The sequence below is a fragment of the Desulfovermiculus halophilus DSM 18834 genome (assembly GCF_000620765.1).
GTDB lineage: Bacteria > Desulfobacterota > Desulfovibrionia > Desulfovibrionales > Desulfothermaceae > Desulfovermiculus > Desulfovermiculus halophilus.
This window is the reverse complement of the sequence record NZ_JIAK01000015.1, coordinates 69,953-80,896: the sequence shown is the minus strand read 5'-3', so window position 1 is coordinate 80,896 and position 10,944 is coordinate 69,953. Positions and strand designations below refer to the sequence as shown.

General features: G+C 57.6%; 14 protein-coding genes and 4 tRNA genes. 2 read left to right on the top strand and 16 right to left on the bottom strand.

What is annotated here, in order from left to right; genetic code table 11:
* The 14 genes from tuf to N902_RS0108730 form a co-directional block, all read right to left on the bottom strand.
* Window positions 1–1,197, bottom strand: coding sequence for an elongation factor Tu (gene tuf / locus N902_RS0108795; RefSeq protein ID WP_027370639.1), 1,197 nt, complete (start codon window positions 1,195–1,197; stop codon window positions 1–3).
* A gap of 83 nt (window positions 1,198–1,280) precedes the next feature.
* Window positions 1,281–1,356, bottom strand: a tRNA-Thr gene (locus tag N902_RS0108790).
* Between the two features lie 15 nt (window positions 1,357–1,371).
* Window positions 1,372–1,448 (bottom strand) — tRNA-Gly (locus tag N902_RS0108785).
* A gap of 54 nt (window positions 1,449–1,502) precedes the next feature.
* Window positions 1,503–1,588, bottom strand: a tRNA-Tyr gene (locus tag N902_RS0108780).
* Between the two features lie 9 nt (window positions 1,589–1,597).
* A tRNA-Thr gene (locus tag N902_RS0108775) sits at window positions 1,598–1,673 on the bottom strand.
* A gap of 93 nt (window positions 1,674–1,766) precedes the next feature.
* Window positions 1,767–2,687 carry a UDP-3-O-acyl-N-acetylglucosamine deacetylase gene (lpxC, locus tag N902_RS0108770; protein ID WP_027370638.1) on the bottom strand — a complete coding sequence of 307 codons (921 nt, stop codon included), beginning with the start codon at window positions 2,685–2,687 and terminating at the stop codon, window positions 1,767–1,769.
* A gap of 124 nt (window positions 2,688–2,811) precedes the next feature.
* Window positions 2,812–3,684 (bottom strand): peptide chain release factor N(5)-glutamine methyltransferase, encoded by an 873-nt coding sequence (prmC, locus tag N902_RS0108765; RefSeq protein WP_027370637.1) that lies wholly within the window; start codon window positions 3,682–3,684, stop codon window positions 2,812–2,814.
* A 23-nt stretch (window positions 3,685–3,707) separates the two neighbouring features.
* Window positions 3,708–4,781, bottom strand: coding sequence for a peptide chain release factor 1 (prfA, locus tag N902_RS0108760; RefSeq protein ID WP_027370636.1), 1,074 nt, complete (start codon window positions 4,779–4,781; stop codon window positions 3,708–3,710).
* A gap of 129 nt (window positions 4,782–4,910) precedes the next feature.
* Window positions 4,911–5,144, bottom strand: a complete 234-nt coding sequence (rpmE, locus tag N902_RS0108755) for a 50S ribosomal protein L31 (RefSeq protein ID WP_027370635.1) — start codon at window positions 5,142–5,144, stop codon at window positions 4,911–4,913.
* Between the two features lie 334 nt (window positions 5,145–5,478).
* Window positions 5,479–6,132, bottom strand: coding sequence for a redox-sensing transcriptional repressor Rex (locus N902_RS0108750; RefSeq protein WP_027370634.1), 654 nt, complete (start codon window positions 6,130–6,132; stop codon window positions 5,479–5,481).
* Between the two features lie 81 nt (window positions 6,133–6,213).
* Window positions 6,214–6,537, bottom strand: a complete 324-nt coding sequence (gene atpE / locus N902_RS0108745; protein ID WP_027370633.1) for an ATP synthase F0 subunit C — start codon at window positions 6,535–6,537, stop codon at window positions 6,214–6,216.
* Between the two features lie 58 nt (window positions 6,538–6,595).
* Window positions 6,596–7,303, bottom strand: a complete 708-nt coding sequence (atpB, locus tag N902_RS0108740; protein ID WP_027370632.1) for a F0F1 ATP synthase subunit A — start codon at window positions 7,301–7,303, stop codon at window positions 6,596–6,598.
* 4 nt (window positions 7,304–7,307) lie between these two features.
* Window positions 7,308–7,658, bottom strand: a complete 351-nt coding sequence (locus N902_RS18735) for an ATP synthase subunit I (RefSeq protein WP_051564461.1) — start codon at window positions 7,656–7,658, stop codon at window positions 7,308–7,310.
* Window positions 7,659–7,704: 46 nt separating this feature from the next.
* Window positions 7,705–7,953, bottom strand: a complete 249-nt coding sequence (locus N902_RS0108730; protein WP_027370631.1) for an AtpZ/AtpI family protein — start codon at window positions 7,951–7,953, stop codon at window positions 7,705–7,707.
* Window positions 7,954–8,132: 179 nt separating this feature from the next.
* Between N902_RS0108730 and N902_RS17140 the strand changes: the two genes are divergently transcribed.
* Window positions 8,133–8,876: a hypothetical protein gene (locus N902_RS17140; protein WP_051564460.1), complete on the top strand. Its 744-nt coding sequence runs from the start codon at window positions 8,133–8,135 to the stop codon at window positions 8,874–8,876.
* Window positions 8,877–8,942: 66 nt separating this feature from the next.
* Here N902_RS17140 and N902_RS0108720 read toward each other — a convergent pair whose 3' ends face one another.
* Together N902_RS0108720 and N902_RS0108715 are read right to left on the bottom strand one after the other, a co-directional pair.
* The gene (locus N902_RS0108720; RefSeq protein ID WP_027370630.1) at window positions 8,943–9,239 is read right to left on the bottom strand and encodes an integration host factor subunit alpha; all 297 of its coding nucleotides are present in this window, start codon (window positions 9,237–9,239) and stop codon (window positions 8,943–8,945) included.
* A gap of 82 nt (window positions 9,240–9,321) precedes the next feature.
* The gene (locus tag N902_RS0108715) at window positions 9,322–9,741 is read right to left on the bottom strand and encodes an HIT family protein (RefSeq protein WP_027370629.1); all 420 of its coding nucleotides are present in this window, start codon (window positions 9,739–9,741) and stop codon (window positions 9,322–9,324) included.
* Between the two features lie 143 nt (window positions 9,742–9,884).
* On the opposite strand from N902_RS0108715, the gene N902_RS0108710 reads away from it, so the two are divergent.
* Window positions 9,885–10,928 (top strand): elongator complex protein 3, encoded by a 1,044-nt coding sequence (locus tag N902_RS0108710; RefSeq protein WP_027370628.1) that lies wholly within the window; start codon window positions 9,885–9,887, stop codon window positions 10,926–10,928.
* The last annotated feature ends 16 nt before the right edge of the window (window positions 10,929–10,944 follow it).

Genomic DNA, 10,944 nt, shown 5'->3' with positions numbered 1-10,944 from the left:
CTACTCCACTATCTCAGAGACCACACCGGCTCCAACGGTTCGCCCGCCTTCGCGGATGGCGAAGCGCAGACCGTGCTCCATCGCTATCGGTACGATCAGTTCAACGTCAAAGGTCGCATTATCCCCGGGCATGACCATCTCTACACCCTCTGCCAAGGTCACCACTCCGGTCACGTCTGTGGTCCGGAAGTAGAACTGCGGACGGTAGCCGGAGAAAAACGGGGTGTGCCGTCCTCCCTCTTCCTTCTTCAGAACATACACCTCGGCCTTGAACTTCCGGTGCGGGGTGATCGACTTCGGACGGGCCAGCACCTGGCCGCGCTCGATCTCGTCCCGCTTCACCCCCCGAAGCAGAATGCCCACGTTGTCACCGGCTTCACCCTGGTCAAGGGTCTTGCGGAACATCTCTACTCCGGTCACCACCGTCTTCCGGGTGTCGGTCATCCCGACCACCTCGATCTCTTCACCGACCTTGATCATGCCCCGCTCAACGCGCCCGGTGGCAACCGTACCCCGGCCGGAAATGCTGAACACGTCCTCAACCGGCATCAAAAACGGCTTGTCCTTGTCCCGCTGCGGCTCCGGCACGTAATCGTCTATGGCATCCAAGAGCTCAAAGATCGACTTGGCGTCTTCGCTGCTCGGATCGTCGCTCTCCAAGGCCTTCAGCGCGCTCCCGGATATCACCGGCACCTCGTCGCCAGGGAAGTCATACTCCGAAAGCAGCTCCCGAACCTCCAGCTCAACAAGCTCCAGAAGCTCCGGATCGTCAACCAGGTCAACCTTGTTCAGGTACACCACCAGGCTGGGTACCCCCACCTGACGGGCAAGCAGAATATGCTCCCGGGTCTGGGGCATCGGTCCGTCCGTTGCCGCCACAACCAGGATCGCTCCGTCCATCTGGGCCGCACCGGTGATCATATTCTTGATGTAGTCGGCGTGGCCCGGGCAATCCACATGGGCGTAGTGCCGCTTGTCGGTCTCATACTCCACGTGGGCCGTGGCGATGGTTATCCCCCGCTCCTTCTCCTCCGGAGCCTTGTCGATCTGGTCGAAGGGAATGAAGCTTCCGCTCTTGTTCTTCATGTGCAGCATCTTGGTGATCGCTGCCGTAAGCGTCGTCTTGCCGTGGTCTATATGGCCCACGGTCCCTATGTTCACGTGCGGCTTACTCCGGGCATACTTCTCTTTGGCCATACCTCCCCCTGCTCGAATGGGTAGATTCCGTTTCTAACTGCCTGTCCACCTGTCAACCGATTATGAGCGTAGGAGATGCGGAATGGAGCCCACGACCGGACTTGAACCGGTGACCTCTTCCTTACCAAGGAAGTGCTCCACCGCCTGAGCTACGTGGGCTGTCAAGGGATGATCTGGAGCGGGAAACGGGAATCGAACCCGCAACCCCCAGCTTGGAAGGCTGGTGCTCTAGCCGATTGAGCTATTCCCGCACAATAAGTAGTCCCTGACTGAGCGTCTCCTACTTATTTGCATCAGACCTGGCATGGTGGAGGGGGGAGGATTCGAACCTCCGAAGGCTTACGCCGGCAGATTTACAGTCTGCTCCCTTTGGCCACTTGGGTACCCCTCCGGGCTGGTCTGGAGCTGGCGATGGGACTCGAACCCGCAACCTGCTGATTACAAGTCAGCTGCTCTGCCAATTGAGCTACGCCAGCGCAAAGAGGATCTTATAACCCATTTCCCGCATGCGTGCAACCCCTGCACAGCAGGTTTTGGAAATTTTTTAAATTTCATTGAAAATCAGGACACTAGGCGGGAGAAACGCGCATTTCAGGAACGGGACCTGCCCGCACTGAACGTTTCCTATGGATTTCCTGCAGATCTACAAGGTGGAGATATTCTTCCATGTTCTCGTACAGGCATTTGGCAAAGGCCGTGTTCAAGGCATGTCCGGAACAGTGGACATCGAAGCGGCCAACAACCTGATGGGGCATTAACCCCAGGTCGCCGATCAGATCCAGGAGCTTATGACGCACCGGTTCATCAGGATAGCGGAACCCATCGCTGTTGATCACTCCGGATTGATCAAAGACGAGCGCATTTTCCAAGGAACCGCCTAAGGCCTTGCCCATTCCCTGCAGGGCCTTGACGTCGGTGAGAAATCCGAAGGTGCGCGCCCTGGCCAAGTCCTGGACGAACCGGTCCGGACAGGCCCGGTAGCTGATGTGTTGCCGCCCGACCATCGGGTGCGGGAAGTCAATGCTCAAATTAACCCGGAACTCGTCGTCCGGGCGGGCGACGATCTTCTTGTCTTTCTCTTCCAACCTGACTTCCCGGGTCAGGACGTAGACCTTCTTGGGCCTGAGCTGCTTGACGATCCCGGCCTGATTGAACAGGTGCACAAAGGATGCGGCACTGCCGTCCATGATGGGTACTTCCGGACCATCCACCTCGATCAGGAGATTGTCTATTTCCATGCCGCGGACAGCGGCCATTACATGCTCAACAGTCCCCACGCAGGCCCCGCCGGCTCCAATTGTTGTGCACAGCGTGGTGTCCACAACCAGGTGGGGGGACAGTTCCATCCGTCGACTCCCTTCTTCGCCTTTTACCGACCACACCACGCCTGAGCCGGTTGGCAAAGGAAAGAAGGACAGGGATACCTTTTTCCCGCTGTGCAGGCCGATGCCTGAACATTTGATTGGATGCTCTATTGTCCTCTCACGCATACCTTCCTCCTAAGGACAATTGAGCAACATCCATGCCAAAACTGCAACCTGGGCATTCCGCCCGCATCCTGTTTTTTCCCCGCCAGGCTGTTGTGTCTTTTTGACAACACACGTGTGTTTGCGGTCACACCCGGCGCATGACGAACACCCGGTCCAGACCTGCCCAGTCCCGGATAACCCGTTTGTCCGTCCATATGCCCGCAGCGCTGCCCTGCACGTGTGACAGCAATGCATCGGCCTGGTCCCAAGCTATTTCCATGCACAGCCAGCCCCCGGAGCGCAAAACCTGCTCTGCCTGGCGGATCAAGCGGATATGGACCTCTACTCCCTGCAGTCCGGCCCATAAGGCCTGCGTGGGTTCGAAATGCCGAACCTGGTGGTCCATAGCCCAGAATGCAACCGTGGACACATAGGGCGGGTTGCTGAGCACACCATCCAGAGTACCCTTTTCGCAGGCCTCGAGCAGGTCACAGCAAACGCATTGCAGCTGCGAGCTCTTGCCGTGGGCGGCTATATTGCGCCCGGCAACCCGGAGTGCGGCCTGGTTCGCATCAGTGAGCAATCCCCGGCTCCGGGGAAACACATGGGCCATGGCCAGGCCTATCGCGCCGCTTCCAGTACCCACATCTGCAAACAGCAGGGGGGATTGACCGGGCCACAGGGTGCTCGCGGTCTCCAGGAGGAGCTCGGTTTCCGGTCGAGGGATAAGCACATCCGGGCTAACCGTCAGCGCAAGCCCCAAAAACTCCTTTCGCCCTGTCAAATAGGCCACGGGCCGTCCTCTGGCCCTTGATTCGACCAAGTCCCAGTAGGCCCGGACCTGATCTGAAGTGAGAACGGCATCGCCACGGGTCAAGACCTGCAGCCTGTCGGTATCCAGAACCTGGGCCAGGATAAGCTCAGCTGAAAGTCTGGGGCTGTCGACATCAGTCCGGGAAAGGCGGGTTGCAGCCTGATGCAGTATGGAGCCGATGGTGGTCGTACGGGGCGGGCTCATGTCTCGCGGGGGCAGGGGGCGGCTTAGGCCACCCCCTGTAAATCCTGGCTCTGATTGCCGTGCATGGCCTGAATCAATGGATCGATGATCTCTTCCAGTCCGCCGGCGAGGACGCTTTCCAGGTTATAGACGGTCAGATTGATCCGATGATCTGTTATCCGGCTCTGGGGAAAGTTGTAGGTCCGGATCCGCTCCGAACGGTCCCCTGATCCGACTTGAGACTTCCGGGCCTGATCCTGCTCTTCCTTGGCTTGATCCTGCTTCATCTTCAACAGCCTGGAGCGCAGAACAGTCATGGCCTTGGCCCGATTCTTGTGCTGGGACTTTTCATCTTGGCAGCTGACCACAACACCGGTTGGGACGTGGGTGATCCGCACCGCGGAATCAGTGGTGTTCACGCTCTGACCGCCCGGCCCGGAGGCTCTGAAGACATCCACGCGCAGATCCTGGGGTTCAATGTGCACATCCACTTCTTCGGCTTCAGCCAAGATGGCCACGGTTACTGCCGAGGTATGGATCCTGCCCTGGGACTCAGTGCTGGGCACCCGCTGCACTCTATGCACACCGGACTCGTACTTGAGTCTCCTGTACACCTGCTGCCCACGGATAGAGGCGATCACCTCCTTAAATCCCCCACCTCCGGTCTGATTGGAATCCAGCAGCTCGACCTTCCAGCCCATATGCTCGGCATACCGGGTGTACATCCGCAACAGGTCCCCGGCAAAGAGAGCCGCCTCCTCCCCTCCGGTTCCGGCTCGGATCTCCAGAATGACCGGCTTGTCATCCAAGGGGTCCTTGGGCACAAGCAGCCGCTTCAGGGTACTTTCGAGCTCCTCCAGGCGGTTGTTCACCTTCTCCAGTTCTGCCCGGGCCAGCTCCCTGATCTCGGGGTCTGAATCGTCTGCCAGCTCCTGGTGTTCTTCCTGCTCTTCCAGAACCCTCTTGTACTCCTGGTAGGTATGTACGATCTCGGCCAGACCGGAATGGGCCTTGGCCACTTCACTGTAGCGCTTCTGGTCTTGATAGATCTCAGGCATGCTGAGCTGCTCTTCCAGCTCGGCAAACTGAGATTCCAACTCATCGAGTTTGGCCTGCATATTCATGACGGCTCCGGGCCATTTCTCGCCCAAGAGGCAAAACAAGAATCACCGCTGATCCGACAGGCACCATCTGGCAACTGATCCGATCCGGAATCTGCAAACGAAAACACCTTTCCTGCGGACACTCTATGCGCCGCTTTCGGTTTTCCCGGCGTTCTGAAACTGCGCATACTTGCGGCGAAACCGGTCGATTCGTCCCGCAGTGTCCACAAAGCGTTGCTTGCCTGTATAGAACGGATGGCAATTGGAACAGATATCCACCTCAATATGCTCCCCGCGCGTGGAACGGGTCTGGACTTCATATCCGCACGAGCAGCGGATGGTGGCCTGATATGCCTTTGGATGTATACCGTCTTTCATCTCACCCTCCCAAAAAAAGTTTGGGTCCGCGCAAGATCACCCGGACCACAACAAGGGTTTCTACCAGTGCCCTAAAAAACACAATTGCTGACCTCAGCATGCATTCATGTGCAACAAAGAAGTATAAGCATCTTTTCCGGCTCTTGGCAAGTCCTCACCCTCCTTGATTTCAGCCCCACCGCTCGGGATATCGCACGGACGGCCAGAGAAGCCGGGGCGGGGCTGCCTCAAGGCTTCGCCCGTCAATCCGGATCTATTACTGGAGCTGGCTCCCCGCTTAGGGAAAAAGGATGCGCTGATCAGGTTGAATGGGAAAACGTTCCGGGGTTCCGGCTTACCCGGAGGCTTGAGTCGACGGTTTGGTCCGGTGGGTGATGTCGAAGGCCAATGAGATGAGATGATTGGTAAAGTCTACATAGTTGACAGTCACATCCTGAGGAACGTGGATCCGGGTCGGAGCAAAATTGATAATCCCCTTGAAGCCGGCTTCAACCATATGGTTTGCCGCCCGCTGAGCCCTGTCCGGTGGTGTTGTGATCAGCCCGATCTCCACCTTGAGCTCGCTTCTCTTTTCCTTCAGTCGCCGGGTGCAGACGATCTCATGCCCGGCCACGACCTCGCCGATCTTGAAGGGATCACAGTCGAAGGCGGCCACAATCACAAAGCCCCGTTCTCTGAGCTGCTCGTGCCGCAGCAGAGCCCGCCCCAGATTCCCGACCCCTACCAATGCACAGTTCCAGACCCGGTCAATACCCAGAAAATGCATGATGGCCTGGAGCAGATCCTGGGTGTAATACCCGACCCCTCGAACGCCGAACTCGCCGAAGTATGCCAGATCCTTTCTGATCTGTGATGGATTCACATCACATTCCCTGGCCAGCTTGTCGGAGGAAACGACCTTTTGCTTCCTCCCGATCAGCTCTTCCAGGAGCTGAACGTAGACGGCCATCCGTTGGACGGTGGCCCTGGGAATCTTTTCTGTTTTCAAGGAATTGCCCATCTTGAGATTTTTTTCACAAAGCGCGGGTGTGAAGAGGCCCCCGCAGGGGCCTCTAAGATGCATCCGAAACTAGAAAGGTTTGACGAAGAGGAGAATCAAATCGACAACCAGAGTATAAATGGCCAGGGATTCGATCATGGCCAGACCGATAAGCATGGTCACGGTGATCTTTCCGCTGACATCAGGGTTCCGGGCAGTCCCTTCGCATGCACCCTTCAGTCCGAAGCCCATGCCGATCCCGCAGCCCAGGGCGGCCAAGCCCATGCCGACTGCCGATCCCCAGGCTATCTGGGAGGCAACGGCTGCGGACAAGCCCCCTTCTGCGGCCATGGCCGCTCCGGCAGCCAGCACCAGCACTACTGTGTTCACCATAACCAGCATGCTCTTACGCAACATGACAATCCTCCTGAAACGGTTTATACATGTGGTCAAATGACCATTTCCCCGGTGATCAATGCGCTTCTTCAAAGGACATCTTCAGGTAGATCATGGACAGCATGAAGAAGATGAATGCCTGAATAGTGTCGGCCAAGCCATACAGGAAGTATATGGGCAGGGTGGCCACAATCGGCAGGAGCATGAAGAAGAGCAGAAGGACAAGCTCTTCGCCGAAGATGTTGCCAAAGAGCCGTACGGTCAAGGACAACGGCCGGGCAACATGGCTGAGGAGCTCAATGGGCAGCATAAGAGGAGCAAGCAGGGGAATAGGGCCGGTAAAATGCTTGATGTATTTTCCGCCGTGCTCCCGGATCCCGATATAGTTGTAAAATATAAAGACGGTCAAGGCCATTGCCGCATTGGTGTTCAGGTTGGCGGTCGGAGCCATGCACCCGGGAACGAGGCCGACAAAGTTGGCAAAAAGAATAAAGATAAAGAGGGTGATCAGCAGGGGGAATACCTGTCGTCCCTGCTCTCCCATATTTGCGACCACAAAGTCTTCCATTCCGTTCACGATGAGCTCAAGAAAGTTTTGGACCTTCCCGGGCACAAGCGAGAGTTGTCGAGTCCCCAGCCATCCGAGGAGGACCAGAATGGCCATCACCAGCCAGGTATACAGAATATGGGTTGGAACCAAAATATGCCCTGACTCGCCAACTAGGCCAACAGTTTCCATTGCCTTGTTCAGCAAAAGGATATGAGGAGCAATTTCAGCCGCCATTGACTCAGGCCTCCTTGTGTTGTTGAGTAACAATATACTTGCCGGCCCAGACCACGAAGGTCACCAGTATGGTCGACAGCCCCGCCAGAACCGAAATCGGCGGCAACCCGGCCGGTACGAGGGCCAGGAACAAAACAAGCGCGGTAAGAAACAAACGCAGATAGAAGCTGGCCAGAACCGCCAGAATACTTCCTTTCTGCTCTTGAATGAGCTGAGGGACGAGCTTGGCCAGAACGCAAAAGTTCATGGTTGCCAAAAGTGCGCCCACGCCGAATCCCATTCCGGCCCGGACCCAACCGCAAAGCACAATTCCGATACAGGCGACTCCTGCCGCCGCAACCTGAAACTCGACCATCCACTGGGCCTGGGGGTGATCAATACCCCGCCGGTTCAACCATGCTTCAATGCTTTTTCGAAGCCTGCCCGTCATCTTTATGAATCTTCTGCACTTCCTGAAACATGTTTTTGAATCCGGCAATGATGCCCAGGATGAGAAACCCCATGGTCAACCAGGGATGAGTCCCGAGCCATTTATCCAGATAATAGCCCACCGCCAGCCCTATAAACGTGGTTGCAACCAGATGAATCCCCAGGAGGCTGGCTCGAAGCAGACTGTTCCAGTATTCCCTGTCCACCTTCTTAAAGAGCATTTGTGCCTTCCTTCACAAGCTGGTTTGTAGCTAGCATACGATATTGTCAAAGTCAACTCAATGCCCTAAATTCGGTTCCAGGGAATACGCCCTCTGCCCAGCTCCAAAGCGGCAGCCTCAGGGGCTGGGAAGCGATGAAGCCGGGCGCATGCTCCTGACACCATCAAAGGAGGCAGATCATGCCCAAGAAGTGGCTCACTTGCAAGAAGGATGAGTTGATAACCGAGACTTTCCGGAATTTTTGCCTTGTGCACCGCCGGTTGCTGGAAGAGTGCATTGATTCCGACGGCACCCATCAGGTGTGTTTTGATTGCCTGGACGGTCTACTGGGGCAGGAAACCAACCAGGGCCCTCTTTGGAGGCTCAAGGATACGGCCCACCTGGTCTTTGGTTCCTTTCCGGACACGCCGACCAGCGGGCGGTCCCTGGATTGGGCCTTGGGCTCTCTGTTTCACGAATGCATGAAGCTCAAAGAGGACGCCTACCACCTCACAAACTACGTCCCCTGGTTTGCCACCATTGAGGCTGAGGCCTGCCTCCCGCCTGAAGAAGCAGACATTGGAACCGACCTGAAGGCCATAGCAGCTCAGACCGCCGAAAGCATCGAGCGTGAGATCCAGCGGATCAGATCAGTGCTCTCCCTCTGCCGGCGCTTGTTCATCGCCTACCTCCCTCAGCACAGGGAAAACCGCCTCCTGGCCCGGTTCATCTACTCCCACCTGGACCACATTGCGTCTGTCTACGCAGATCAAAGTCACATTCTGCTGCGATCCGTTTACGGGTCGGACCTGGAGCCTCTTATCCGCCTGGCGGCGGCCAGTCTGCGGGATGGGGGCTGGACAGCAGAAGCCGATCAGGCTCTCCGCGACCTGCCCGGCACAGCGAAAGATCCCTCACCTGCCGGCGGCGTCGCCCGATCCTAAGGCCGGACAGCAGACATCAGCGCAGCGTCCCGCCGGGGGCGCACGCCGGTCTGGAAGCAACAGCGCTTACTCCCGCGGATTGAGTTCAGACCTGAATTTTCGGGACAGCCGGAAGACGCATACCGTCCGCGGATCCAGTATGATCGATTCTTCAGTTTGCGGGTTCCGGCCCTTCCGGGCCTTCTTGTCATAGGCCTCGAACTTGCCGAAACCGCTGATAAGCAGCGCGTAGTCCTGCTTCACGGCCTGCTTCATAATCCCCAGCAGATCCTCCACCTGCTCCTTCACCTCGGCCCGGTTCCTGGACGTCTGCTCATAGATCCGCTCCACTATATCCGCTTTGGTCAATGTATTGTCAGACATGAAACCTCCTTGGCGCCTTTCGTTGCATTTTCCCTGCTCAGGTTCAGACCATCAGGTCGATCGCCGGTTGTGCGCCAGAGAATCACCCGGAGCTGAGCTGCCGCCTGATGTCCTGGGCCGTGTTCTGCATCTCCTGATCCGAACCGTATTGGCCCTGGACCACATGTATCAGGTTGTCCCCCTCGTGTCTGGGAATAAGATGCCAGTGGGCGTGGGGAACCACTTGACCGGCCGAGGCAAAATTGTTCATAACCACATTCAGCCCGGAGGCCTGCACAGCCTTGAGGATTGCGTCGCCGACCACGCGCAGCGCCTTGTGCAGTTCCGTTGCCAAGTCGTCCGGAACCTCCCATAGCGTGGGGTAGTGGTGGGCGGGAACGACCAGGGTATGGCCCGCGGAAATAGGGGCGACATCGAGAAATGCCAGGACATTGCTGGTTGCGTAGACCTTCTCGCAGGGCACCTCTCCCCGAAGTATACGGCAAAATATGCATTCCTGCATTATCGCTCTCCCCAATAGAAGTTCGTATTCACCATTCCTCCGAAATCTATTGAAGAATACGTCATCCAGACTTGTTTGACAAGACCCGGAGAGGGAAAAGTTCAGGTTTGTACAAGAAATCTGCTCCATTGAGGAAGGACTGCATGCCCCCCACTGTATTCATATCGCCGCCCTCGGCTCCAAAGCCCAGGGCGGCGATCCATCCCGTCTTTCTCCCCGGACTCGGATGCCCCGGACGCTGCCTGTACTGCAATCAAAACCAGCAGACAGGGAGCAGGGAGCATTCTCTGGCCAAGATCGCCGGGCAGCTCTGGAGAGAGCTGCACACAGCAGAGCACACGAACTCGTCTCCTTTTGAACTGGCCTTCTTCGGAGGCACGTTCACCCGGCTTCCAGTGTCCTGGCAGCAAAGATTTTTGGAGATCAGCGCCGAGTACAGAAACAAAGGCCTGATCACCGCCGTACGCTGCTCCACACGGCCGGACAGTTGTCAGCTCCCGCAGCTGGAGAGGCTGGCCGGCTTGGGGCTTTCCACGGTTGAAATCGGGGCTCAGACCTTTAGCTCCCATGTGCTACGCGCCGTCCGTCGCGGGTATGACCCGGAAGCTATCGCCTCGGCTGCGGCCAATGTCAGAAAGGCCGGCCTGGGGCTGGGCATACAGCTTCTCCCCGGACTGCCCGGCCATACCCATTCCGCCTGGCTGCGGGACGTCCGCCAGACCCTGGACCTGCGCCCTGACTTCGTCCGCATCTATCCCTGCCTGGTGCTGGACCAGACCCCATTGGCCAACATGTACCGCCAGGGCCTTTTCCAGCCCTGGACCCTGCAGCAGACCATTACCGCCCTGGCTCGCGCCAGTCTCCGGCTGTCGGCAGCAAAAATCCCGGTCATCCGCATGGGACTTCATCCGGAGCCCAGCTTGATCAAGTCCTTGATTGCCGGCCCCTGGCATCCGGCCCTGGGCTCCCTGGTCCGCAGCAGGACGTTGCTCTCCCGGATCAAGATGGCCTGCCTGCAGCTGCCGCCCGGTCCGAAGCAGGTGATCTGCCCCCGGTCCCTCCAGGGCGACTTGTGGGGCCATAAGCGCATCCACCGCCTCCCGTTACACAAGGTGGGGATAACGCCGGACCGTGTTGTGTACACCAATGCCCGCCGACTGGAGATAACCAGCCTGGAACAGCGGTGAACCCGGCCGGGCATTG

Bases quoted from the DNA above. Each gene is read 5' to 3' on its own strand.
- tuf (WP_027370639.1), bottom strand. From the start codon at position 1,197: ATGGCCAAAGAGAAGTATGCCCGGAGTAAGCCGCACGTGAACATAGGG.
- lpxC (WP_027370638.1), bottom strand. From the start codon at position 2,687: ATGCGTGAGAGGACAATAGAGCATCCAATCAAATGTTCAGGCATCGGC.
- prmC (WP_027370637.1), bottom strand. From the start codon at position 3,684: ATGAGCCCGCCCCGTACGACCACCATCGGCTCCATACTGCATCAGGCT.
- prfA (WP_027370636.1), bottom strand. From the start codon at position 4,781: ATGCAGGCCAAACTCGATGAGTTGGAATCTCAGTTTGCCGAGCTGGAA.
- rpmE (WP_027370635.1), bottom strand. From the start codon at position 5,144: ATGAAAGACGGTATACATCCAAAGGCATATCAGGCCACCATCCGCTGC.
- atpB (WP_027370632.1), bottom strand. From the start codon at position 7,303: ATGGCGGCTGAAATTGCTCCTCATATCCTTTTGCTGAACAAGGCAATG.
- N902_RS18735 (WP_051564461.1), bottom strand. From the start codon at position 7,658: ATGGTCGAGTTTCAGGTTGCGGCGGCAGGAGTCGCCTGTATCGGAATT.
- N902_RS0108730 (WP_027370631.1), bottom strand. From the start codon at position 7,953: ATGCTCTTTAAGAAGGTGGACAGGGAATACTGGAACAGTCTGCTTCGA.
- N902_RS17140 (WP_051564460.1), top strand. From the start codon at position 8,133: ATGCCCAAGAAGTGGCTCACTTGCAAGAAGGATGAGTTGATAACCGAG.
- N902_RS0108720 (WP_027370630.1), bottom strand. From the start codon at position 9,239: ATGTCTGACAATACATTGACCAAAGCGGATATAGTGGAGCGGATCTAT.
- N902_RS0108715 (WP_027370629.1), bottom strand. From the start codon at position 9,741: ATGCAGGAATGCATATTTTGCCGTATACTTCGGGGAGAGGTGCCCTGC.
- N902_RS0108710 (WP_027370628.1), top strand. From the start codon at position 9,885: ATGCCCCCCACTGTATTCATATCGCCGCCCTCGGCTCCAAAGCCCAGG.